18 protein-coding genes are annotated in these 25,199 nt (G+C 55.4%); 7 read left to right on the top strand and 11 right to left on the bottom strand.

Annotated features, from left to right (window positions below):
- Window positions 1-49 precede the first annotated feature (49 nt).
- Together ABFX35_RS11250 and ABFX35_RS11245 are read right to left on the bottom strand one after the other, a co-directional pair.
- A complete protein-coding gene (locus ABFX35_RS11250; RefSeq protein ID WP_279025766.1) occupies window positions 50-2,632 on the bottom strand; it encodes a TonB-dependent receptor plug domain-containing protein in 2,583 nt (860 codons plus the stop codon).
- A 44-nt stretch (window positions 2,633-2,676) separates the two neighbouring features.
- Window positions 2,677-3,504, bottom strand: coding sequence for a TonB family protein (locus tag ABFX35_RS11245; protein ID WP_279025768.1), 828 nt, complete (start codon window positions 3,502-3,504; stop codon window positions 2,677-2,679).
- Between the two features lie 751 nt (window positions 3,505-4,255).
- Here ABFX35_RS11245 and ABFX35_RS11240 point away from each other — a divergent pair.
- Together ABFX35_RS11240 and ABFX35_RS11235 are read left to right on the top strand one after the other, a co-directional pair.
- Entirely contained in the window at window positions 4,256-5,377 is a 1,122-nt protein-coding gene (locus ABFX35_RS11240; RefSeq protein ID WP_279025770.1) for an aminotransferase class V-fold PLP-dependent enzyme, read from the top strand.
- A 220-nt stretch (window positions 5,378-5,597) separates the two neighbouring features.
- Window positions 5,598-7,367 (top strand): EAL domain-containing protein, encoded by a 1,770-nt coding sequence (locus ABFX35_RS11235; RefSeq protein WP_279025771.1) that lies wholly within the window; start codon window positions 5,598-5,600, stop codon window positions 7,365-7,367.
- A 49-nt stretch (window positions 7,368-7,416) separates the two neighbouring features.
- On the opposite strand, the gene ABFX35_RS11230 is transcribed toward ABFX35_RS11235, so the two are convergent.
- Window positions 7,417-8,970, bottom strand: a complete 1,554-nt coding sequence (locus ABFX35_RS11230) for a sensor domain-containing diguanylate cyclase (RefSeq protein ID WP_346081077.1) — start codon at window positions 8,968-8,970, stop codon at window positions 7,417-7,419.
- A gap of 518 nt (window positions 8,971-9,488) precedes the next feature.
- Here ABFX35_RS11230 and lpxL point away from each other — a divergent pair.
- A complete protein-coding gene (gene lpxL, locus ABFX35_RS11225; protein ID WP_121525526.1) occupies window positions 9,489-10,412 on the top strand; it encodes an LpxL/LpxP family Kdo(2)-lipid IV(A) lauroyl/palmitoleoyl acyltransferase in 924 nt (307 codons plus the stop codon).
- A gap of 40 nt (window positions 10,413-10,452) precedes the next feature.
- Here the strand turns inward: lpxL and ABFX35_RS11220 are convergent, their stop codons facing one another.
- From ABFX35_RS11220 to ABFX35_RS11205, 4 genes are all read right to left on the bottom strand, one after another.
- A complete protein-coding gene (locus tag ABFX35_RS11220; RefSeq protein WP_346081075.1) occupies window positions 10,453-11,055 on the bottom strand; it encodes an alpha/beta hydrolase in 603 nt (200 codons plus the stop codon).
- A gap of 18 nt (window positions 11,056-11,073) precedes the next feature.
- Window positions 11,074-12,024, bottom strand: coding sequence for a glutathione S-transferase family protein (locus tag ABFX35_RS11215; RefSeq protein ID WP_346081074.1), 951 nt, complete (start codon window positions 12,022-12,024; stop codon window positions 11,074-11,076).
- A 70-nt stretch (window positions 12,025-12,094) separates the two neighbouring features.
- Window positions 12,095-12,502 (bottom strand): DoxX family protein, encoded by a 408-nt coding sequence (locus ABFX35_RS11210; protein WP_095847390.1) that lies wholly within the window; start codon window positions 12,500-12,502, stop codon window positions 12,095-12,097.
- A 90-nt stretch (window positions 12,503-12,592) separates the two neighbouring features.
- Entirely contained in the window at window positions 12,593-13,522 is a 930-nt protein-coding gene (locus tag ABFX35_RS11205) for a LysR family transcriptional regulator (RefSeq protein WP_346081071.1), read from the bottom strand.
- Between the two features lie 439 nt (window positions 13,523-13,961).
- Here ABFX35_RS11205 and ABFX35_RS11200 point away from each other — a divergent pair, with 439 nt between their 5' ends.
- The 3 genes from ABFX35_RS11200 (at window position 13,962) to actS (ending at window position 18,065) form a co-directional block, all read left to right on the top strand.
- The gene (locus tag ABFX35_RS11200; protein WP_428832186.1) at window positions 13,962-16,043 is read left to right on the top strand and encodes a TonB-dependent receptor; all 2,082 of its coding nucleotides are present in this window, start codon (window positions 13,962-13,964) and stop codon (window positions 16,041-16,043) included.
- Between the two features lie 63 nt (window positions 16,044-16,106).
- Window positions 16,107-17,117 carry an ABC transporter substrate-binding protein gene (locus tag ABFX35_RS11195; RefSeq protein ID WP_346081067.1) on the top strand — a complete coding sequence of 337 codons (1,011 nt, stop codon included), beginning with the start codon at window positions 16,107-16,109 and terminating at the stop codon, window positions 17,115-17,117.
- A gap of 195 nt (window positions 17,118-17,312) precedes the next feature.
- Complete coding sequence (gene actS, locus ABFX35_RS11190) at window positions 17,313-18,065, top strand: amidase activator ActS (RefSeq protein ID WP_346081694.1); 753 nt, start codon at window positions 17,313-17,315, stop codon at window positions 18,063-18,065.
- Window positions 18,066-18,116: 51 nt separating this feature from the next.
- Here actS and lldD read toward each other — a convergent pair whose 3' ends face one another.
- The 4 genes from lldD to ABFX35_RS11170 all read right to left on the bottom strand — a co-directional run bounded on the left by lldD (window position 18,117) and on the right by ABFX35_RS11170 (window position 23,966).
- Entirely contained in the window at window positions 18,117-19,259 is a 1,143-nt protein-coding gene (gene lldD, locus ABFX35_RS11185) for an FMN-dependent L-lactate dehydrogenase LldD (RefSeq protein WP_346081065.1), read from the bottom strand.
- Between the two features lie 525 nt (window positions 19,260-19,784).
- Entirely contained in the window at window positions 19,785-20,705 is a 921-nt protein-coding gene (locus ABFX35_RS11180) for a LysR family transcriptional regulator (protein ID WP_346081063.1), read from the bottom strand.
- Between the two features lie 417 nt (window positions 20,706-21,122).
- Window positions 21,123-22,865, bottom strand: a complete 1,743-nt coding sequence (locus ABFX35_RS11175; RefSeq protein ID WP_279025789.1) for an ABC transporter ATP-binding protein/permease — start codon at window positions 22,863-22,865, stop codon at window positions 21,123-21,125.
- Window positions 22,866-23,084: 219 nt separating this feature from the next.
- A complete protein-coding gene (locus ABFX35_RS11170) occupies window positions 23,085-23,966 on the bottom strand; it encodes an MBL fold metallo-hydrolase (protein ID WP_346081060.1) in 882 nt (293 codons plus the stop codon).
- A gap of 106 nt (window positions 23,967-24,072) precedes the next feature.
- On the opposite strand from ABFX35_RS11170, the gene ABFX35_RS11165 reads away from it, so the two are divergent.
- A complete protein-coding gene (locus tag ABFX35_RS11165) occupies window positions 24,073-24,981 on the top strand; it encodes a LysR family transcriptional regulator (RefSeq protein WP_346081058.1) in 909 nt (302 codons plus the stop codon).
- Window positions 24,982-25,199 lie beyond the last annotated feature (218 nt).

The following is a 25,199-nucleotide window of genomic DNA, read 5'->3' as shown; positions in this document are numbered from 1 at the left end:
TGGCGGAAAGCGCGTTCAAAAACGATTCATGCCTGGTGGAAACGCGGCGTTACCAGGTGTAGGCGATCCCTAGCCAGAACTGGCGGCCGGGTTTGTAGGTGACGACGCTGGTGCTTGAGTTCGCCAATGTTTGTGAGGTTTCCACCACGTTATCAAACACGTTCAGCACATCCAGCGTGATATCCAGCGTCTGATCTTTATACACGGGCTGTGAGTAGTTAAAGCGCCAGTCGTAGGAGAAGAAGTCGCCGTATTTCATACCGGTGTACATGGTCGGCCTGCCGGTATAATCGCCACAGGCGCTATGGCCCCCCGGGCAGTCAACGCTAGAGGTGATATAGCCTTTATACCCAGAGGTGTAGGCCAGGCGTTGGCCCCAAGTGAGACGCGCGGCGGGGAAATAGGTATCCACGGTGAGGAACATATTCCACGGCGTGTTGAAATCCAGGGCATCAATATCGGCCTTATCCATCAGCTTATCGTCAAAAATAACTTTGACGTCATCCTGGCTACTTTCATCGTAATAGGTTTGCGTGCTGGTTTTATTTTTCGAAATATTTGCGCCCAGCGCCCAATTAACCTGGGCCCATTGGAAGTTATACGGGCTGATCGGTTCAACCGTCAGGGAGAACGAATTGCCTTCGGTGCTGGCGCTGTTGCTTAAGTAATAATGGCGCTGGCGGTTATCATCAAGATAGCTTTCCTGGCCAAACTGATCGCGGCCTTTGCGGTGCACCCATTTTACCGTCCAGATGGTATCCATCACGCGCTGGGATATCCCCAAATTAAGCTCATCGCTAAACGGCGTATTCAAATCTGAAACGTCATAGGTCGCCACATTGGCGCTAATCGGCGCGCTCCAGTCGCTGCTGGCGCTGGTGCGCGTTTGCGTGTAGCGTTCATTAATGCCCGAGCGCAGCTTATAGGCCAGCATGTTTTGTGCATAGTAGCGGTTTGCCCCGCCGAATACGCGGGTGGAACGATCGCCAAATACATCATAAGAAGCGGCCAGACGTGGCGCAATATTCAGGTTTTTTAAATAATCGTCATAAGATAACCGCACCCCCGGCGTCACCTCCAGGCGAGCGAACGTGATGCTATCCTGAAGATAGGCGGCATAATTGATATAGTTGCCTTTAACGCTTCGCCCCGGGTACAGGGTGCGAGTGCCGGCAAATTGTTCACCGTCAATGCACAAGGCGTCACCCGCCTGACAAACCACATCGGCGTTAACGTATCTTGCGTTGGCGGACACCAAACTCGTATAAGCATCACTGAAGCGGCGATATTGCGCGCTATAAAAATCCGTTTGCCAGCCAAAATCTAATTGGTGCTGCGTGCCCCACACTGCCAGCGGATTCAGTTCGTAATCCTGTTTCAGCGTGGTGGTGCTTTTTTCCGTCTCGTAAGTGCCATATCCGCCAATCTGGGATGCGTTGGCGGAGGTTTGCCAGTCAATGGCGTCAGAGGTGAAATTTAACGTCGGGCTGTAATAAACCCAACTGCTGAACAGGTTGGATTCGTGCTCGATTTTGTTCCGCTCATGTTGATAACCAGCCAGACTGGTCATTTTCCCCCAGTTGGCGTTATGCTCCCATTCAATATTGAAGCGATAACCGCCGCCGGTGTTGGTATAGGAGCCGTTTTTCACATTTTGCTTATAATATTTGGACTCATGCGGCGCATACATGCCGGTAAGGCGAACGATATCGCCGTTATCGGCCAGATAAGTGCCTTTCAGCAAGTAGGTTTCGGCGATGCGTTCCTGATCCGTCCACTGATCCTGCCAGGTGTGATAGTACGGAATATCCGACTGCTGGCGGTTATAGGCAAAAATAAAGCCCGCCTTATCACTCAGCGGTTGGTTAAAGCTGGCGGTATAAAACTGCTTCTTAAACTTGGGTTGATTATAGAGGTTGGTGGCGGATTCAAAGTTTTCGCGGTTACCCGCATCCACGTGATAACGCGTCCAGCTATCGCGCGTGGTGCGATAGGATATTTTACCCGAAGCCTTGCTCAGATCCGGATCTTTCAGTTTGGCGTCCACCACACCGCCGGTAAAGTCGCCGTATTTAGCGGAGATATTGCTGTCGAAGACTTCCAGTTGTTCAATCAGCTCGGCATTGATCCAGAATGACTGTGCGCCGCCGGCCGGTAGATCGGTTGGTGAATAGCCGTCAGGGGTAGAGCCCAATTCGCCGCCGTTGGCGCCGGGGTTCATGGTGCTGTTGTTGGACAACCCGTCGATCATGTAGTTGTTTTGGTAAAACTTCTCGCCGTGGAAAGAGACATTCTCCGGCGCGATTTCGCCCGGTGCATCGCCGTTATCCGCCGTATTGGCAAACTGCACGTTAGGGTTGTTTTTCAGCAATTCCGTTACCGAGCCGTTGCGGGTCGGCATTTTTCTAATTTGCTCGGCGGTTAATATCTGCGTCCCCATTGATTGGCTGGTTGGCGTTGAACGGACCAGGATCGTATCCTCATCGGCGGCAGTATCGCCGCCCTGTGCGCTACTCTCTGTTTCCTTCTCGTCCGCCGCCGGCGTGCCGCTGCCCTGGCCGTTATTATCCTGCGCGAAAGCTGACGATGACAATACTGACAATATCATCATCAAATACATGTTTTTATTCATTATCTAACTATCCCCGGTATTGAAAAAGACGTTTTTTTTATGACTTAATTTTCCAGCCGGATATTGCCATCCAGCTTAAACACAATGGATACGTGTTGATCCGCCATGGCGGTCTGTGCCCGATAACGCCAGCGTGCCATGTCTTTTACTACCGATGCGGCAAATACGCCGGCCGGTTCTTCGCTTAACATACGAATATGGGTCACGGTACCGCTGGCAGTAACGTCGAACCGCACACGCACACGCCCCTCAACGCCGAGTGAACGGGCGCGTGATGGATAATTGACCCGGCGGGTTAAGGCCGTTAATTTTTGCGCATTGGCGCTGCCGGCACCCTGTTTGGCCTGACCATTGTTGCCATCAGGCGAAGTGGCCGTCCGTCCAGAGGACGCCGCAGATGAAGCATGCAGAGATGCGCCCGACGTGTTGGCGGTTAACAACTCGGTTTGATGTCCAACTACCGGTGGCTTGCTGCTGTGTAATTGAGGCGAAGGTTTCTGTACCGGGGGCGCTTTTGTAACCGTTTTTTTCACCGGTTCTGTCGTCGGCTTTCTTTCCATCGGCGTTGCTGGGCGTTTTTGTGGCACGATGATGCGCGGCTTGTCCGCCAGGGGCAGCGCTATTTTATCGATCGGTGGTGGCGTGTGAGCCGGTGTCGGCGGCGTCTGGCCAATTTCTGGTGCTGTGTGTTGCATTTGCACCAAGGTAAAATTGAGGCTATCGCCAGCTTTGCCCATCAATTCTTTGCCAGGCTGCTTCGAGCGTGCCGCGTATTGAATCATCGCGATCAGCCCCAAATGGAGTAACGTTGAAAACAGCAGGAATGCAGCGTGTCGCCATAGGGAAGGGGGGGATTTAGGGTTTTTCATCATCGGAAGTTAATGAATATCTCTCAGTCGAACACGCAACAATGTTACCCAGTCGCAAGCAAGCATTTACCCGAAGATTCCTCTTCCCAACGCAATGAAGCCTGGCCAATCATTTCTTATTGGCCAACAACTTTCCCTTGATATTGCGTTCGACAAGGTCTCTACGGCGGTGCAGTAACTGCCGCAGACAACAGGCTAATGGGATGGTTACGATCAAACACGGAGACATTCTTTTATCGGTAGGCGCCTCGTGTTAATGAGAATGATTATACAAATAAGAACCATTAGTGCAATAACTATTTCAAAAAATTGCAAAATGTTAAAATTGTTGGGTTTTGTGGTTGGTTGTAGTTTCTTATTGTTTGATACGGAGTTACTTAAGATGATGATAACCATATGGAAATCATGGTTATCTCTGCCGCGCGCATACTTGTGCTGTGGCGTATTTTTATCGTGTTTAAGTAAAAATAATAACTCAGGGATATTCTGTATTTTCAAAAAAACGGTTAATCGGAATATTTTTATTACATTAGAGGGGCTTTATGTCAGTTATGTGGAAAATAATGCCGATGACGATTTATTTATCGATAAACAATATAACACTACTTCGTTCTCTCATGAATATAGCCGCTATGGCGAATTTACCGGAACATGATGTGCATTCGCTGGAAGACGCCGGCGTTAGTGATATTCTGTTGCCACGACGTATCTTGATGCTGGCGTTTCGCCATCTGTTTTAACCAAGGAGATTTCTGTGAAACTAACCCCACCGGCAGAACTACTGCCGGGCGATCCCCGCTTTGGCTGCGGCCCATCGTTGATCCACCTGGACGATTTGTCCGCCCTTAAGGATTTTGGGCCGCATCTGCTCGGCACTAGCCACCGTAAAGCACCCGTGCGTGCGCTGTGCGGCAGCATTCAACAAGGGCTGCGGGAGCTGTTGTCCGTTCCGGAAGACTACAGCATTGTGCTTGGCAACGGCGGCGCCACGGCGTTGTTCGACATGGTTGGCCTGGGGATGGTGAAATCCCGCATTGTTCATCATGTTTGCGGCGAATTTTCCGATAAGTGGTTTAAAGCGTCCAAACGCATCCCGTGGATCAGCGCTGAAGCGCAGCGGGTTGAGTACGGCCAGGGTTTCAGTGAGTTTGTTACCGCCGGTGCCGACGTGGTGACGACGACGCTGAACGAAACGTCCACGGGCGTGATGAATACCGCATTGCCGCAGGTGGGGGACGATTGCCTGCTGGCGGTGGATGCCACCAGCGGCGCCGGGCAAATTCCCTGCGATCTTTCCCGCGTCGATCTGTTTTTCTTTTCGCCGCAGAAGGTTTTCGCCAGCGAAGGCGGATTATTCGTGGCGATATTGTCACCGAAAGCCAAAGCGCGCATCGCGGAGATTGCCAGCGATAGCACGCGCTATATCCCGGCATTTGCCGACTGGACGTTAGTGCTTAGCAACAGTGAGCAACAACAGACCTATAACACACCGGCGGTAGTCACTCTGTTCCTGTTTGCAGAACAGTTGAAACGTATGAATGCGCTGGGCTTTGCGGAAGTGCAGCGCCGGGCCGCGCGCAAAGCCGAACTGTTGTATCAGTGGGCGCAGGAGCGGGAATATCTTAGCGCCTATGTGGCGGAGCCGGGCTTGCGCTCAACCACCGTCGCCACCATTGATGTGGACGCGCGGATCTCCGCGAGCAAACTGATCGCTTATCTGGACGCGCAGGGCTATGCTCACGGCATTGATGGCTACCGGGCGCTGGGCCGCAATCAGTTGCGCATTGCGTTATTCCACAACATCGCTTTTGACGATCTGCGAAAGCTCACCGCTCTGATCGATTTTCTGGTCGCCAGTGGTGAATTCGCCGCTTAATCCCCCGGCGGCACGGCAAAAGTGCCGCCTTTTATCCGCAGCGCGCCGCGGCCAAATATCGAACGTACTCTCAAGCGCGGCCCTGCGCTTTAGCCAAACACTCAGTGCTTTATCTTTGCAGATAGCGTGCACAGTGGCATAAAACCATTACACTAGAATGGACTTCTTTTTTTCATAAGCGCAGATTGGCCATAACGTCTGCAATTGGATAAAAATCAACGTGTTTACTGGCCTGAATAAAAACGAAGAAAAAAAACTGGCTACGCTTGAGCTGCTTAAAGCCGAAGACAACGTGCGCGATCGGGCTTTGGGTGAGTTTGCATGGCTGGCGAGCAAGGTCATGGGCGTGCCAGGCTATTTCGTGACGATTTTTGATAATGCCTATCAAAACATCAAATTCGCAAAAAATGTGCCTTTTTCTGTTGGCCGGCAGCCGATGGCTGAAGCCTTGTATCAGCAAGCGCTGGCGGCCGGCGGCCCCGTTATCTGCCCAGATACGCGTGCCGATCAGCGGTTCAAAAACCACCGCGTGGCTCGCGATGGCTCCGTTGTCTTCTATGCGGCGGCGCCGTTGCGAACGCGGGATGGCTATGTGTTGGGTTCGCTCTGTGTGGTCGATCGCTGCCCGCATCACCCGTCGCAAGACGATATCGCCAGCTTTCTGCGCATTGCTGCGCTGGCCAGCGTTTATCTTGAGTCCCGTTACTCGATTGGCCGTATCGATGCCTTGACCGAGTTACCGAACCGGCGGCAACTGCATCTGGACATTGAAAAACTGGCTGAAGAAGGGGTGCATACGTCTTACAGTTTGATCCTCTTTGACTGTATTGATATGCCCAGAGCCTATGAGCTTTCCCGTTATCTGGGGGTTGCGGCGGTAGAACGCATGTTGAAAGACTTCAGTTCATTGCTGCGCCTGCGGCTTAATCTGCGGAAAAAAACGGTGTTATACGCCTTTGCCACCGGCCGGTATGCGGTTTTGGTTAAATCGCGCAATGCCAAACGGCTTATTCAAAAAGCGGCATCCCTGGTGTCAACGGATGCAAACATCACCACCGACGTGAATATCACGCTTGATATCCATGCTGGCTATGTTTCGTTTAAACCGGTTCAGGCTTCGGTACATGAGGTTTTTCGCCATGCGATCAGCGCCCTGCATGAAGCCATCAGGCAAATGCGGCCAGTTCAACCCTTTGATGTTGAACTGGATAAAAGAAGAAACGATGAGTTCAGGCTGCTGTACGATCTCGGTGAGGCGATAGAATCCGAAGGGCAAATTTACCTGGTCTATCAGCCGAAAGTCTCGCTGGCGGACGGCCATATGGAAGGCGTGGAAGCGCTGTTGCGTTGGCAGCACCCGGCAAGGGGGAATATCTCCCCGGCAACGATCATTGCGTTGGCGGAGAAAACCAGCGTGATGGCCGATATTACCAAATGGGTTATCGCCAGGGCGCTGGCGCAACTTAAAGAATGGCGCGCCATGGGCATTCGCATCCCTATTTCGATCAACGTGAACGTCAGCGATTTATCGCAACCCGGCTTTGCCGACCGGCTGGAAGAACAGGTGCATGCCGCCGGCCTTATCCCCGCCGATTTGCGCATTGAGTGCCTGGAAACGGAAAAGGTGCTGGAAAGCACCGTCGCCCTGCATGAACTGGGGCTGCTAAGGCAAATAGGTTTCTGGATTTTGCTGGATGATTTCGGCGCCGGGTATAGCAATATCAACTATCTGCGCCGTATACCGTTGGATATTATCAAGCTCGACAGCTCGTTAATCAGCCAGATCACTACGGATCCCGGCAGCCGTATTATTGTCAGAAATGTCATCGTGATGCTCAAAGAGCTGGACTATATCGTGCTTGCCGAAGGGGTCGAAGATGAGGAAACGGCGCTGATGCTCAAGGAATTCGGCTGTGATGAGGCGCAAGGCTATTATTTTTCCAAACCGGTTTCACCCAAGCAAATCCAGGCCTTGCTGTTAGGCCCGTAGTCAGCGGGCGCTATCACATTTTCTCACGCGGCGTTTAGATGGCCGGCAATCAACTGTAGACGGTCACGCGGTTGCGCCCGCCGGCTTTGGCACGATACAGCGCCTGATCGGCATAGTTGAGCACATCGTCGGCGTTGGCGTTATCCTGGCTGAATGCCACGCCAACCGAGATGGTGACCGTGTGCCCGGCGATCAGGCTATTCGCTTCGATTCCGGCACGCAGGCGCTCAGCGATATCATGCCCCTGAGCCGGATCGGCGTTTGGCATCAGCACCAGAAATTCTTCTCCACCCAGGCGGAACACCACATCCTCTGCGCGGCAATAGCGGGTTAGCAACTGCGCCACCTTTTTGATGGTTTCGTCGCCGGTTTCATGGCCCCAGGTATCGTTAACCCGTTTGAAATGGTCAATATCTATCGCCAATGCGGTGAAGTCTTGCTTAATGACCTGCCACTGCTCCAGCTTGAACTGCAGCCCCCGCCGGTTCAACAGACCGGTCATAGGATCGGTCAGCGTTTCTTGGCGTAACTCATTCATATTTTTGTTCAGCAGCGTCAGGCCGACAAGCAGCGCGCGTTTAATCTCGCGGGATTCGAAATACCATGAGCGAATAATACTGATATTTTCAATCGTCTTCGGCGAGTTCATTTGCCTGGCCTGCACGGCAAGCTGCCATAATGGTCTTGCCAGGAACAGCGAGATGATTAGCGCCAGAATGGTAGTGAGGATGCCCCAGGGCGCGGCGTTCCAAATCACGCGCTGCTGTAAAACGGTGAGTGGATGCAGGGTGGTCGACACGGGTTTATCCACCAGCACCGTCCAGCCGGATGAGGGGATCAACGCAAAGCCGGCCAGCGTTTGCTCCTGTGTCGTGCTGCCAAGCAACGCTGAACCGCTGGTTTCGTGGTCAAACAGGCCAGAGGACCACGGTTCCAATTTCCCACCCTTTTTATCGTTGTCATACAATACGTTGCCGTCGGCATCCATCACGCGCAGGCGCGTGCCGTCGCGGTAGTATTGCTGGCCGAGCAGCAGGTTCAAAATACTGTTCTTTTCAAGATAAATAGAGCCGCCAACCAAGCCAAGCCGTTCCCCATTCTTATTCTTTATTGGAGCGGTGATCAGCACCACATAGTTATGGTTTGCGGTGACAAACGGCGGGCTGACTGCCGGTGCGTCTAAATGGAGCGCCTTATCCAGCGCATCGTTGGTCGCCACTCTTCCCTTGGCATTCAAATTTTCCGGCGCAATGGTGCGAACCAACCTGTAGTTATTCAGCACCAATACCGAATTGAAACTGCTGGTTTGCCCGTGTAGCCGGCGGACTTCGCTTTCGAGCAGCGCATCATTATTAAAGTCGTTGCCGAGTACCTTGGCGCTCCAGCTAAGCTGTGCGAAGGCGTTTTGCAAGAACAGTTCGGTGGTATTAGCCAGCTTTATTGCCGCCACGCGGTTTGATTCCTGCGTGTTGTTAAACATCACCTCGCGCTGCACGTGAAATGCCGCCAGCAGTATGTTCAGTGCTGTGATGAGAATGCTGGCAATCACCAGGCAGGTGATGAGATAGCGGAGATCAATCCGTGGCAACAGCTTATGGAACATAATGATCGCTCTGACTGGTGGGTAAACGTGAAGCGATATGGCGGTTTGCTGCCGTATCCGCATGCCATGGTGTGGGCCGAGAGGCGTGTAAGGATGACCGTAAATGGCATCTGTCTCGGGTTGGCTGATAAATGCCTCGGATGATCTTAGGATCGCTATCTTCTGTCAATGAAAAACGGTGTAATTTCACCCGCTTTCGCCGCGGCGTTTGGCGGGGTTTTCCGTGCGCGGCATTGGGCTGAAAGATAAGCTGAGGGGGGTATTAGCCAACACGGCCGGCAGGAATAAATATTTCTGCCGAAAAAGGGCGATGTAACATAAATATGCAGGGAAGTGTGTCACACTGTGCGAGGTAAAACTGCACAAATTTTCGCCTGCAAAACGGTTTTGTTCTGGCGGTGAATCACAGAATAAAGCCATGCTCTGGTGTTATAAACCGGCCTGAATAGCCAAATACAGCGGCTATGGGCGGAACCTGTGTTCATATTGGGAATTATCCATCACAGAGATAAATAATTATGGCTCGATGGCCTGCTCTGCAGTTGTGTCATTTCCATCCCCGCTATTGGAGCCTGTGGTTTGGGCTGGCGGTTCTCTTCTTACTGGTTCAGTTACCTTATGCATTTTTGTTGGCGTTAGGCTGCCGCCTGGGGCGCCTTTCCATGCGCTTTATGAAGCGCCGCGTCGCCATTGCCAAACGCAATCTGGCATTAAGCTTCCCCCATCGTTCCGCCAGCGAGTTGGAAACGCTGCTGATAGATAATTTTTCTTCACTGGGTATCGCGCTGATGGAAACCGGGATGGCCTGGTTCTGGTCCGATCGGCGCATCAAAAAGTGGTTCAGCGTGACGGGGGCAGAGAATTTGGCGGCCGCCAGCGCTTGCCAGCGTGGCGTGATCGTCATCGGCGTGCACTTTATGACGCTGGAGCTGCATTTCAGGCTGCTTGGGCATTGCCGGCCAATGACAGTCATGTACCGGCCGCATAATAACGCGGTGCTGGAAATCATGCAGAAATGGGGGCGTGAGCGTTCCGGCAATACGTTGGTTGACCGTAAAAACCTGATTGGCATGGTGCATATTTTGCGCAACGACGGCGTTGTCTGGTTTGCCCCCGATCATGACAACGGGCCGAAAGGCAGCGTGTTCGTGCCGTTTTTTGCCGTTAAGCAAGCAGCCACCAGCAATGGGACGTTCACCATCGCCAGGCTGGCAAAACCGGCGTTGATCAGCGCCGTGGTGGTGCGTAACCCCGACGGCTCTGGGTATCAGCTCAATATCTCACCGGAACTGCATCATTACCCGTATGACGATAATCTGGCGGCGGCAAACTATGTGAACCGCGTTATCGAGCAGGAAATTATGAAAGCGCCGGAGCAATATCTTTGGCTACATCGCCGCTTCAAAACCCGCCCGCCCGGCGAAGCCTCTTGCTACTCGTAAAAAACGCGCATCGCCCGCTATTTGGCGGGTTAATGCGCCGTCAGTGGCCAACGCGAGCAATAAACGTTTCCGCCAGGCTAACGCCAGTGGCGGACAGGCTATGACCAAGCCCCGGCAGCACGTGCAGTTCGCTATCAACGCCTGCCTGTTGCAGTGCGTGCTGCGCCCGTTCGCTTTCCTGCCACGGGATCACGTTGTCGGCGTCGCCATGGATCAACGCGACCGGCGTATCCAAGGCGAACTGGGCGGCGGCAGGCGGCACCAGCCGGCCGGAAAAGGCCACGATGGCCCCGTAGCGGCTACGGCCGGAAGCGACGGTATCCAGCGCCATAATCGATCCCTGGGAAAAGCCCATCAACACCACCTGCTGGGGGCGATCGGCCAGGCCGTGCTGCGCCATGATCTGGGCAATGGTCTGGTCGAATGCCGCGCGGGCAGCCACGATGCGCTCCAGGCGGTTGTTTTCGGTCACACCGTCGACGCTAAACCATTGGTAGCCGCCGCCGTAATTGAACGGCCACGGCGCATTGGGCATGGCGAAGCGGGCATTGGGCCAGCGTTGCTGCCAGATCTGCGCCAGTTGCGTAAAATCATCGCCCCGGCTGCCAACGCCGTGCAAAAAGATTATCAATGATGGGGTCATCAGTTTTCCTCGTTGCCGTTATTCAGCCAACATCGGCCCGATGGGCACGATGCCATTCGGGTTCAGCGCCTTGATGGAATAATACCCCTGCTTGATGTGATCAATATTGACCGTCTCTTTGACGCCGGGGATAGCCAGTATCGCCATCATATAGCGATGCAGCGCAGGGTAGTCTTTGAGTTGGCGCAGGTTGCATTTAAACAGGCCGTGATAGGCCACGTCGAAGCGCACCAGAGTGACGAACAGGCGAATATCCGCCTCGGTAAACTGTGTGCGCAACAGCCAGGGGCCGGCCTGCGCCAGCCGTGCTTCCAGTTCGTCCAGCATGGCGAATACGCCGTTGGCCGCTTCCTCGTATGCCGCCTGGGTCGTCGCAAAGCCCGCGCGATAGACGCCATTGTTCAACTGCGGGTAAATGCGCGCATTCAGTGCGTCAATTTCCGGCGCCAACGCTGCCGGGTAAAGCGAGTAGTCATCGCTGGCCAGCGGGCCAAACCCGCTGTCCAACATGCGCAAGATATCGGCCGATTCATTATTGACGATGGTTTGGCGCTTTTTATCCCACAGCACCGGCACCGTGGCCCGGCCGGTATAGTGGGCGTCCGCGCGGGTATAGAGTTCGTGAATATAATCGGTGCCGTTCAGGGTATCGCGAGTGGCGCCCGGGTAGTCGCCGAAGCGCCAGCCCTGATCGCCCAGATAAGGCTCCACCACCGAAACGGCGATCGCCTGTTCCAGCCTTTTCAGTTTCCGCGCCATCAGGGTGCGGCTGGCCCAGGGGCAGATCAGCGCCACATACAGATGATAACGGCCCGGCTCCGCCTGGAAGCCGGCATCGCCGGTTGGGCCAGCGCTGCCATCGGGCGTGACCCAGTGGCGAAAGCTTGATTGCTGGCGCAGAAAGCGCCCTTGCTTATCTGAAGCCTGCACCGGGTGCCAGTCCGCCATCCATTTACCGTCAACTAACATGGTTTCCTCCTGCCTGGGCCGCTGTGGGCTATGCGGTGGCACCCTGGCGATTGCAGAGTGCCTGCGTGGGTTATTTGCGTTTGCAGCTTGGTTTCAGAGCATAAGGGCCGTCGCCGATCAGTGCCAGGGAAATCAGGCCGACAATCCACAGCGCCGGGAATTCCCAACCGCCGTTCGGGTTATTGAAGAAGAACCCTGCGTGAATGTGCACGCTGAAAATCGCCCCCAGTAGGATCGGGATCGAAAGCAGCGCGGTAATGCGGCTCCAGATGCCAAGCAGCAGCGTTACGGCGGTAAACAGTTCCCACAAAATGGTCACGTAAGCCAGCCAGCCCGGCAGGCCGATGGAACCAAAGAAAGCCGCGGTGCCGCTTGGCGTAAAGACAAAAATTTTCATCCCGGCGTGGGCAAAAAACAGAATGCTTAATGCTACACGCAGCAGCAGGGCGGCATACGGGGCGGTTTTGTTATCGATCATGTTGGTATCCTCAAATTAACGTCATTGCTGTAGGCAACAAGATACTCTCTTTCCTGTATCCGCATTAATCCGCCAAAATGAGATTTATTATTACGTTTTTGGCAATAATGGCAGCCAGCCTTGGTCCCATGCCGGCTCCCCACGGTAATGTTCAACCAGAAAGTTGATCAGCGCACGCACCGTGCCGGCCAACGAACGGGCCGCCGGGTAAACGGCATAAATACCGAGCGCAGGCGATTCCATGGTTTGCAACACGGCGGCCACTTCACCACGTTGCAGGCTGGGGCCGGCGATAAAGCTGGGAATACGGGTGATGCCCAGCCCCTGTTTGGCTGCGACCAGGCAGGCTTCGGCGTTGGAAAAGTGCAGGCGGCCGGGAATGGTCACCGTTTGCTCTTTGCCCGCCAGGGTGAATTTCCAGCTAAAGGGATCGTGGAAGTTGGTATCGATAATGCAACTGTGCTCCAGCAGAGCCTGCGGGGTTTGCGGCACCCCGCAGCGGGCCAGATAGGCCGGGGAAGCCAGGTAAACGATGCGCGCATCGCACAGCCTGCGAGCGATCATGCTGCTGTCGGCCAGATTGCCGATGCGTATTGCCAGATCGTAACCCTCATCGACCAAATGCACTAAGCGATCGGCGAAATTCACATCCAGGTGGATATCCGGGTACAGGCTGGCAAACTCGGTCAGCGCCAGGGTTAATTGCGCCGAGCCGAACGAAATGGGGGCGGAAAGGCGCAGGCGGCCAGAGGGCATCGCCGCTTCGTTGCGGATCGCAATATCCAGCGTATCCAATTCCTCCAGCAGCAGCTTGATGCGCTCATAATAGGCTTTGCCCACGTCGGTTGGCGCCAACGCGCGGGTGGTGCGTTTGAATAATTGCACGCCAAGATAGGTTTCCAGGCGGCTAACCAGCCGCGAGGCCTGGGCGGCGCTGGTATTCATCCGCTCCGCGGCTTTGGCAAAACTGCCGAGTTCATAGATCGCGACAAACATGCGATCGCAGCTCAAGCGCTCCATCTTGATTCCACCCCGTTTATTGATCTGCGATTACTGTAACACAGGCTTTCATCTGCGCGTGAAATAGAGATTACGGCTTCGGGTAAATAAATAGCGTTATATATAATGAAACTGGTCTTCTTTATATTGATTATATAAATACTACTTTGTGGTTATTTAATTTTACGGCCATTGGATAATAGCGATAAATTAATTTACCTGCCGGTTTGAATAATAATTTATGGATAAAAAAAGCATGATCGCGATCATTAAAATAAGCGTTTGCCAAACGTAGTATAAAATTTTATACAACGCTGGGTGGAATATGAATAATAATCAAAGGAAGGCACTTTTATTATGTGCGCTGGCCAGTTTGCTATCGCCTTTAGCACTGGCTGAAACCGCTAAAAAAAATGCCGATCAGAAAGCGGCTGCCGGCAGTGCGAACCAGGAAGAACTGATGGTGGTAACCGCCAAAGACACGGCACAGCCTTCAACGGAAGACGCCGCCGCCGGGGCGGGCTTTGTCACGCAGGATATTAATTTAGGGCCGATAGGGGATAAAGACTGGGTAGATACGCCATATTCTACCAATACCGTTACCCGGAATATGATCGATAACCAGCAGGCGAAAAGCGTGAGCGAAATGCTGAAATATGCGCCCAGCACCCAGATGCAGGCGCGTGGGGGCATGGATGTCGGCCGGCCGCAAAGCCGCGGCATGCAAGGCAGCGTGGTTGCTAATAGCCGTATGGATGGGCTGAATATTGTTTCCACCACCGCCTTCCCCGTAGAAATGCTGGAGCGGCTGGATATTCTCAACAGCCTGACCGGTGCGCTATACGGCCCCGCCAGCCCCGCCGGGCAATTTAACTTTGTGCAGAAACGCCCCACGGATCAGCCGTTAAACCGGGTTACTCTGGGTTATCAAAGCCGCAGCGCCATTTCCGGCCATGCCGATCTGGGCGGCCACTTCGACGAGGAGAAAAAATTTGGCTATCGCCTGAATGTGCTGAATGAAGAAGGCGAAGGCAACGTGGATGACAGTACGCTGCGCCGCAAACTGGTCGCCATCGCGCTGGACTGGAATATTCAGCCGGGCACCAAGCTGGAGCTCAATGCCAGCCGGTACGAATTCGTGCAGAAAGGCTACGTCGGGAGTTTTAGCTACGGCAAAGGGATCGATCTGCCGAAAGCGCCGGATGCCAAACAAAAAGCGTTTACTCTAAGCAGCGCCGGGATGGATCTCACCACCACCACCGCCAGCACGCGCCTGATCCATTACTTCTCGCCCGACTGGTATATGACCGCCGGCGTGGGCTACCAGCAGGCTGACCGCGCCATGCGTTCGGTCGGCAGCACCATCACCAATAACCAGGGCGATATCAGCCGTTCGCTCAGTGATTCGGCGGCGGCCGGGCGCTTTAGGGTGTTGAGCAACACCATAACCTTAAACGGCCACGCTGATACCGGCAGCATCGGGCACGATCTGGCCTTTGCCACCACCGGGTATAAATGGTCGAACTACACCGCTAAAGAAAGCAGTACGCGCCATGATCTGGGCACCTCGAATATTTACGCCCCGTCAGCGCTGGAAGAGCCTTCCGATGGCACAATCCGCAAGCACGGTGCGCGTTACAAAAACAATGAGAGCAGCCAGCAGAGCATTACCGTGGGCGATACCATCACCTTTACCCCTCGGTGGTCGGCGATGTTTTACCTTAGCCAAAGCTGGCTGGAAACGCGCAGCTACAACAGTTCCGGCAGCAAGAAGAGCCAGGGGAATCAAAATGGCCTGAGCCCGACGGCGGCGTTGATGTACAAAATCACCCCGGCGGTGATGGCCTATATCAGCTATGCCGATTCCCTGGAGCAGGGCGGCACCGCGCCGACCGACCAGGGGGTGAAAAACGAAGGCCAGACGCTTAACCCCTATCGCAGCAAACAACTGGAAGCGGGGCTGAAGGCCAACGTCGGCGGCATGAATTTAGGCACGGCGGTGTTCCGCCTGAAACGCCCCTTCGCCTTTGTCGATCCTGACGATATGGTCTACAAGGAGCAGGGCGAGCAGGTGAATAACGGCCTGGAGCTGACGGCCAGCGGCGAAGTTTATCCGGGGCTGAATATCTACAGCGGCATCACGCTGCTTGATCCGAAGCTGAAAGACACCGTATCGGCCAGCACCAGCAACAAACGGGTGGTCGGGGTGCCGAAAGTTCAGGGCAACCTGCTGGTGGAATACGGCCTGCCTTCAATGCCGGAGCTGGTCTACACCGCTAACGTGCATTACACCGGCAAACGTGCGGCCAACGACACCAATACCACCTGGGCAGACAGCTATACCACGCTGGATCTCGGCGTGCGCTACAGCCACAAAATCTCGAACGTGCCGGCTACCTGGCGGGTCGGGGTGAAGAACGTCACCAACGAGCACTACTGGGCTTCTATCTTCCCTGGGGATACCGACGGCAGCGGCAGTTCCGCCAGCGCATTCCTCGGCAACGGCCGCGAAGTTCGGGCTTCCGTCACTTTTGATTTTTAACCAATCACCATAATAAGGAACACTACCTGCCGCCGTTTGCGGGGGCAGGGGTGGCTGAAAGCTATGCCTATCACTTTTCTTCACCGTTGCCGTGCCGCCCTGTTGGCAGCCGGTGTATTACTGGCACCGGTATGCGGCCTGGCCCAGCCGGGCGCCGAACTGCCGGCCGGCGCGGTTCGCATTGCTTCGCCGTGGCCGGCGCAAAATACCATTATCGCCATGCTGGGGTATGGGCCGAATATCGTCGGCACCTCGCTTATTGCCCAGAAAATCCCGCTATTCAGGCAGGCGTTGCCGGGCATTGTGGATGTGCCGGCTATCAGTATGAGCAACCACGAGATCAACCCGGAACAGATTATCGGGTTGCGCACGGAGCTGCTGTTCGTGCCGGAAAACATGCAACTGCCGCAAAAAGAGAGGCTGGCGGCCGCCGGGGTGAAGGTGCTGGCGTTTAAGGCCAATTCAATGCAGGCGTTGGTCGAACGGGTGCTGGCAACCGGCAAGGTGCTCGGGCCTGACGCGCAGGCCAAGGCGGTGAAGTATCAACAATACTTTGCCGACAACGTGCAGCGGGTGCGCCAGCGTTTGCAGGGGCTGCCGGCAAGTGAAAAGGTGACGCTCTATCACAGCATGGGAAGCGCGCTTATCACTACCGGCCGGCCTTCGCTGAACCAGGACTGGATGGATCTGGCCGGCGCGCAAAACGTGGCGGAAAACTGGTTCCGCGGCAAGCCGAACAGTTCGGGCGAGGTGCCGATGGAAACCATCGCGCAGGCCAACCCGGATGTGATTGTGGTGATGAACAAGAGGGACGCGGAGATCATGCGGCATTCCCCGCAGTGGCAAGGGATCAATGCGATCAAAAATCACCGTGTCTACGTCAACCCCCGGGGAATGTTCTGGTGGTGCCGGGAAAGCAGCGAGGAGGCGTTGCAATTCCTTTGGCTGGCGAAAACCCTGTATCCCGCGCGTTTCGCCGATATCGATATGGCGCAGGAAACCTGGCGTTTCTACCATGAGTTTTTTGGGCTTGCGCTAACGCCTGCCGAGGTGAAGGCCATCCTGAACCCGTAGGGAACAGCCGGCGGCTGGGCTGTTTTTAGCCGTTACTTAACCCATAATAGTTAAATTAAATCAATGAATTATGGGTTTTAGCTGCGTGCAGGTAAATAACCACCTCAAGTTTTTGACTGCCAAACCGCAGATGTTAATATGGCTGCTTTCTACGCCGCCGACGTATTGTGTAATCTGCTGATTGGGGATGGAATATTGAGCACTGGAAGCAAGCGGGTTTTACTGCAACGAATAACCCTATGCCTGTTGGCAGGGCTACTGCTGGCAGGTTGTTCCAGCAAAAATAGCTATAACCGCAATTATGACACGCTGCCGAAAGGCACCTACAGCGGCAAGACCTACACCGTCAAGCGCGGCGATACGCTGTACTACATTGCCTGGATCACCGGGAATGAAGTGGGCGAACTGGCGCGCGTCAACAAAATCCGCCCGCCCTATAGCCTTGAAGTGGGGCAGGTGCTGCGGCTGAGCGCATCGGCGCCAGCGCGTGCTTCATCAGGCAGCCGTAAGGCTGCCGCTTCGGCGATCGTCACGGCACCGCCGCCTGGCGCATCCCGCTGCTGGCGCTGGCCGACCAACGGCCAGGTGGTGCTCAAGTTTTCCACCACCGACGGCGGCAACAAGGGGATTGATATCGCCGGTCGCCGCGGCCAGCCGGTGTACGCTTCGGCAAAAGGCCGGGTGGTGTATGTTGGCAACCAGCTGCGCGGTTACGGCAACCTGATCATGATTAAGCACGGGGAAGAGTTCATCACCGCCTATGCGCATAACGACACCACGCTGGTGCGCAACGGGCAGGATGTCAATGCCGGGCAGAAGATCGCCACCATGGGCAGCACCGGCACGGATTCCGTACGGCTGCATTTCCAGATCCGCTATCGCGCCACCGCCATCGATCCGCTGCGTTATTTACCTGCGCAGGGCACTACCCCGCGCTGTAGCGGTTAAAGCAAAACGCCGCGGGGCTGCCGCGGCGTTTACCATTCCCAGCGCGGCGGTTTAACCGCGGCCGTTAACCAGCGAATCGGCATTAATATCGGCGATGGACTTCGCGCCGGTGAGCGTCATCGCCACGCGCATCTCTTTATCGATCAGCTCCAGCAGGTTGATCACTCCGGCTTCGCCGGCCGCCGCCAGTGCGTAAACAAAGGCGCGCCCCAGCAACACGCTATCGGCGCCGAGCGCGATCATGCGCACCACGTCCAGCCCGGTGCGGATGCCGGAATCAGTCAGAAGGGTAATATCGCCTTTCACCGCATCGGCGATGGCGGGCAGGGCGCGTGCGGTCGAGAGCACACCGTCAAGCTGCCGGCCGCCGTGGTTGGAGACGATAATACCGTCGGCGCCAAAGCGCACGGCGTCTTTGGCGTCTTCAGGATCCAAAATGCCCTTAATGATCATCGGCCCTTGCCAGAACTCGCGGATCCACTCCAGATCTTTCCAGGAAATGGACGGATCAAAGTTGGCGCCGAGCCAGCCGATGTAATCTTCCAGTTTGGTGGGTTGGCCGCGATAGGTAGAGATGTTGCCCAGATCGTGCGGTTTGCCGTTAATGCCGACGTCCCATGCCCACTGTGGGTGCACCATCGCTTGCAAAATACGGCGCATCGCGGCATTCGGGCCGCTCATGCCGGAGTGGGCATCGCGGTAACGGGCGCCGGGTACCGGCATATCCACGGTAAACACCAGCGTTTTCACCCCGGCCGCCTGGGCGCGCTCCAGTACGTTGCGCATAAAGCCGCGATCTTTGAGCACATACAGTTGGAACCACATCGGGCGATCGATGGCCGGCGCCACCTCTTCGATTGGGCAGACGGAAACGGTGGAAAGGGTGAACGGAATGCCCTTTTTGGCGGCGGCCCGCGCCGCCTGTACCTCACCGCGTCGCGCATACATACCGGTTAATCCCACCGGCGCCAGTATCACCGGCATCGCCAGCTTTTCACCGAACAGCGTGGTTTCCAGGCTCAGATCCGACATATTGCGCAATACGCGCTGGCGCAGGGCGATATCCGCCAGGTCGGCAGTATTACGGCGCATCGTATGTTCGGCATAGGCGCCGCCATCAATATAGTGAAACAGGAAAGGCGGCAATTTTGCCTGGGCGGCGGCACGGTAATCGGTTGAAGCGGAGATAATCATAGTTTGTATCCTTATGCGTTAACTGAAAGCCCCCAGTTGGTTGAACCCTGCGGCGTTGCACAAGCGGCCGTTGCGCCGCCAGGCTCCAAATAGCCCGCGGCACCGGTTGGGGCGGCTTTAACTTCCCTTTGCATGATTGGCCTGCACCGTTGCGGCGCGAGCCATCCCTATGCCCGTGAGCGGCAGAATAGAATCTGTTGCGCGGGTTTATTGCGTTACCCGTGTTTTTTCTGCGGCAACCCGTGCCGCTTGCAACAATATCTTATTCTAATCACAACCATTATTAATGTTCCATGCTTCAATTTTTTAACAAATTAACTGAAGGCGTATTGCCTGTGCGCCGCCGGTATTTGGTTTATGGGGTTATTTATTTAATGATATTAAAATCAGTGAATTAGGGTTTTTTATTGCGGAAGGGGAAATAGGGAGGCCGTGATTACGCCGTAATTTTCACGAGATTATGTCTAAAAATGCAGTAATTAGCACCCGGATTGCGGCAGGGTAAAAATAATAATGTGATCAGCTTCAAAAATAATGGCCAATGTTTTTATAGGCGATAATAAGATGTTCAATCAGCAGGCGTATTTTTAACGGCAGGTTGCGGGTATACGGGTAAACGGCATAGACGCCGAGCACCTTGCCGCAGTGCCCGGCCAGTATTTCCACCAGTTTTCCTGCCATCAAATCTTCGTACACCATGCAGCGCGGAACCATCGCAATGCCATAGCCGCTGAGCACGGCTTTGCGGATTGCGCGGGCATTATTGGCGGAAAAGTTGCCGTTGACCCGCAGCTCATAAATTTCGCTGCTGCCGGGGCGCTTCATCAGCCAGTTGGCGGTGCCATTTTCCTGATAGGTATAGGTCAGGCAGTTATGGCTAAGCAGATCGTCCGCCGTTTGCGGCTGCGGGTGCTGTTGCAGGTAACTGGGTGAACAGACAATCACCCAACGTGAATCGAGAATCGGCCGGGCGATCAGGCTGGAATCCGGCATGGTGCCGGTGCGGATGGCCAAATCGATACCTTCGTTGACTAGATCGGCAAAGCGGTTTTCCAGGCGCATTTCCACTTTTAGCTGCGGGTGGCGGGCGCAAAATTCCGCTACGCTTTCACTGAGCAACAGTTCGCCGGAAATGGTGGGCACTGACATGCGGATCACCCCGGTGAGTTCATCGCTTTTCTCACTGACGGCATACAGGGCGCCCTGGATTTGCTGGCTGATATCTTTGGCCTGGCGATACAGCGCCTGGCCGTTTTCGGTCAGGGTCAGGCTGCGTGTGGTGCGGTAAAGCAGACGTGCACCGAGGGATTTTTCCAGGCGGCCGATGCGTTTGCTGACTACCGAACTGGTGATGCCCGCGGCTTCCGCCGCTTTGCTAAAAGATCCGCAGTCGACAATCAGCGCGAACAGCAGCAGGTCGTTGGCGTATTCGTGGCTGGCTAACATAACGCTCCGTGTTTTCAAGGCGGGTTGGGCGTAAGTTTACGGCATGCCGGTCAGTAATCAATCACTTCGCGCATCGCCTGCCGGGCAAAGAGAATCGCCCGCGGCGAACATGCGCCATAGCGGCGCGGCGCCGAAACATAGTATATTGATGGCTTAACGCCTGTGTCATTGAGGAGACTGCATGTCGTTTTATAGCCCGCGTCGCATAGTCCTTTATACCGCAGCGGTGATCGCCATCCTGGTTATCGTCGGGTTGGTGACGCATTTTACCGTCGGTTGGTTGAACTGAATTAAGCGTTTCTTTCTATCGAGCCGGGCATTGGGCACGCCGTTCGGGCGTATCCCCGGCAAGCGCAGATAACTACATACAGCACCGTTTTGCCGGCAGCCGGGCTTTCATCGCCCGGCTGCTTGCGTTTACGCCCCGCCTGGCAGCGGGTTAACGGTCATGATGGCCGGTTGATTTTCCTGGCGGCAGAAGCGCCAGCAGGTCTGATGATATTTCGCCACGCTGTTGCGGTGTGCGACGCTAATCAGCGTCACTTCCGGTAGCTCGCTCAGCAGCAGGCTGTACATCAGCTGTTCGGTTTCATCATCCAGCGCGCTGGTGGCCTCATCCAGGAACAGAATATCCGGCCGGGTGAGGATCGCCCGTGCAAACGCCAACCGCTGCTGCTCGCCGGGCGAAAGCCGGTGGCTCCAGTTGGCGGCGGTATCCAGCCAGCGTTGCAGGTGCTTCAGTTGGCATTTTTCCAGCGCGGCCAGCAGTTGCTCATCGTTATATTCTGCCGCCAGGTGCGGGTAGCTCAGCGCCTCGCGCAGCGTACCGATTGGGATATAGCTGCGCTGCGGCAGGAACAGCGTGCTGGCGGTGTCATCCAGCCCGATAGTACCCGAGCCGTAAGGCCAGATCCCGGCGATAGCGCGCAGCAGCGTAGATTTGCCGCAGCCGGATGGGCCGACGATCAGCACCCGCTCACCGCGTTTAGGCGCCACATTGGCGCCGGCCAACAGCGCCTGGCCGTCCGGCAACTGCAGCCCCAGGTTATGCAGCGCCAGCGGCGCATCGTCTTCATACTGGGTGGTAATACCGTAGGACTGGTGGTGTACCTGATCGATGGCGGCGTTGAAGCCGGCTAAACGGTTGACGCAGGCTTTCCAGGTGGCCAAATTGTTGAACGCATCGATAAACCAGGACAGTGCGCCCTGCACCTGGCCGAAGGCCGAGGCGATCTGCATCAGCCCGCCCATCTGGATGGCGCCGGAAAAATAACGCGGCGCCGCCACCAGGATCGGGAAAATATTGGCGAACTGGCCATAGAAGTTGGAGGCGATATTCAACCGCCGGGTAACGCGCATGATCGCCCACCAGTTGTTGCGGATCGCGGCAAAGCGGCCGCTCAACTGCTGTGCTTCGCTTGGCTCGCCGTGATAAAGCGCAATGGCGTCGTTATTTTCGCGGATGCGAATGAGGCCAAACCGGAAGTTTGCCTCATAGCGTTCCTGGTTAAAGCCCAGCAGCACCAGCGGCTTGCCGATCCACCAAATCAACAGTGAACCCAACACGGCATACAGCAGGGCAAACCACACCATGTAACCCGGTATGGAAATGCTGTGATCGCTGATGGCAAAGGTGAGCGGGCCGCTGATGCTCCACAAAATGGTAATAAAGGAAAACAGCGTGACCAGGCTGGAAAGCAGCCCCAGCGACAGCGACAGGGTGTACTGGGTGAGCACGTCCAAATCTTCGGCGATACGCTGGTCCGGGTTATCTATCGTCTGCTGCTGTTCGGTATGGTAATAGGCCTGATGCGCCAGCCACTTATCCATGTATTTGTGGGTCATCCAGTTGCGCCAATGCATCTGCAGGCCCTGCGTCAGATAGACCTTATACACCGCCAGCACGATAAAAATCAGCGCCAGATAGGTGAAGCGCCATAGCTGCTGCTTGAACACCGGAAAGTTTTTATTCTGCAGCGCATCGTAGAACACTTGGTTCCATTGGTTCAGCAGCACGCTGATGTAAACCAGGCCCAGAGAGAGGGCGATGATGGCGACCAGCATGGCCCAGGCGCGCCATTTTTCTTCGGAAACCCAAAAGGGTTTGATTAACTGCCAAACAGCATGTTTAGGGGCGGTATTTTCGTGTGTAGTACTCATACTCTTCCAATTAAATCAGCAGATTGCCAGGCCACGGGGGGCGAGAGCCGCTGCGTTTCAGCATGGGCGTGGCAACGTTAACAAACAAACGGTGTGTTGTAAGTAGTTTTTTCGTTACCAGGCGTTTGCATGATTATTGCGTGTGGAAGAGGCCTGCGGGTTTGCCTGATAGGGCATGGGGCAATGCGCGGCTACCCGGTTACGCCGGAGGCAGCGCGTTTACTGCGGCCATTGCATCTCGCCCTTCAACACCTTGGCGCTCATTTCCAGGCTCGATTCGTCTTGCAGGGCGGGATAGTGCTTTTTCATCGCCGCGATCAGTTCGGCGGCATGACGGGTTTTGGGCAATTCAGCTTCAAGCGTGCTCAGGTAGCGTTGGGTAAAGGTGACCGATTCCAGGGTTTGCGCCGCGCCCGGCAGATAATGCCCCGGCACTACCGTCAGCGGTTGCAACGCCTGGATGCCGGAAAGGGTTTGCTGCCAGTGAGCGCGCGAGGCTTTGGTTTGCGTATCCGCCATCCACAGATGGATGTTGTTGCCGGAAACCGGCACCCCGCCGACCACCGCCTTCAGCGCCGGGATCCACACATAGGTGCGGTCCGGCGTTGGGCCATTCAGGCCCTTGATCGCGATCTTTTGGCCGTCAACGCTAAAGCTGTCGCCCTGCAACGGCTGCGGCACGATCAACTTGCGTGGCGCGTTTTCTTTCAGGATGGGCCCCCAATAGGCCAGCTTGCCGTCTTTGCTGGCGTTGATCGCGTTGATGGTCGCCGGCGAGGCGATGATTTTCGCCGCCGGGAAGGCGGCCTGAATCACGTCCAGGCCGAAATAGAAATCCGGATCGGAATGGCTGATGTAGACGGTGGTCAGTTTCTTGCCGCCGGCCTTGATCTTTTTCACCAACGCTTCAGCGTCATTGCGCTGAAACTGCGCATCAATCAGTGCCACTTCGTGTTGGCCGCTGATAATTTCGGATGATACCGGGAAGATGCTTTTTTCCCCTGGGTTATAAACCTCCAGCGTCAGTGGCGGCGTGACGGCGGCGGTGCTTAACGTGGGGGGCGCGCTGAGAGCCAGCGCCAGAAAAAGGTGTTTGAACATGTGTGGTGCCCTAGATGAGGTGATGTTAGCGCCATAGGATAGGTTGCATAAAACGAACGAAAAACCGGATAATCTGCAATTATCAATTGCGTAAATCGAGCGAATTATGGATCGCATTATTGCGGCAGAGGTCTTCGTCGCCATTGTAGAGCGCGGCAGCATGATTGCGGCGGCTGAAGCGTTGGGCATGTCGCGCGCCATGGTGACGCGTTATCTGGCGCAGATGGAGCAATGGGCCGGTGCGCGCTTGTTGCACCGCACCACGCGCCGCCTGAGCCTGACGGATGCCGGCGAGCGCACGTTAGAGCGCTGCCGCCGGATGCTGGCGCTGGCCGGTGAGATCGATCTGGCCAATGGCGAACAGGGGGATGCGCTGCGCGGTTTGCTGCGTATCAGTTGTTCGCAGTCGTTGGGGCAAAACGCATTGGCCCGCGCGGTGGTGGAATATCAGCAGCGTTACCCACAGGTGGCGGTCGATATGCAGATGAGCAACCGCACGGTGAACCTGGTGGAGGAACGGATTGATTTGGCATTGCGCATCACCAACGAACTGGACCCCAACCTGATCGCCCGGCCGCTATCCACCTGTGATTCAGTGGTCTGCGCCGCACCGGCCTATTTGGCCGCGCACGGCATCCCGCGCCAGCCGCAGGATCTGGCGTTGCATAACTGCCTGACCTATTCCTATTTCGGTAAAAGCCTGTGGCACTTTAACCATCGGGATGGGGAAACCGCGGTGGCGGTGAGTGGCAACCTGAGCGCCAATGAATCGATGGTGTTAATGACCAGCGCCCTGCTGGGCGCCGGCATAGCGCTCCAGCCTTACTATTCGGTGGCGCCGCTGCTGGCCAGCGGCGAACTGGTGGAACTGCTGCCGGCATACCGGCCGCGGGCGATGGGGATTTATGGTATTTACACCTCGCGCAACCAGATGCCGGCGGCGGTGCGCACCATGCTGGATTTTCTGGTGGCGTGGTTTGCCAATGATGGGCAGTGGCGTGCCGGCTTACGCTAACATTATTAACGGTGGTGTAACATTTATACACATTTTTCATCATTAGCCCATTCAATCGCTTAGCGCGCCGCCAGTGGTTTTTTCTGCGCTGTGGGCGTTTTGCCACTGGCGGACTTTTTACCTGCCATGCTATTGCTATAAACGGGAACACGCTGTTTTTCCTGGGTTATATCTATCTTGCAAGCCGCTGGGGCGTTTCGCCGTGCGGCGTCTTTGTT

Origin of the sequence: Gibbsiella dentisursi, assembly GCF_039539505.1 — a bacterium.
Classification (GTDB): Bacteria; Pseudomonadota; Gammaproteobacteria; order Enterobacterales; family Enterobacteriaceae; genus Gibbsiella; species Gibbsiella quercinecans.
The sequence above is the reverse complement of the archived record's forward strand: the minus strand, read 5'-3'. Positions and strand labels throughout refer to the sequence as shown.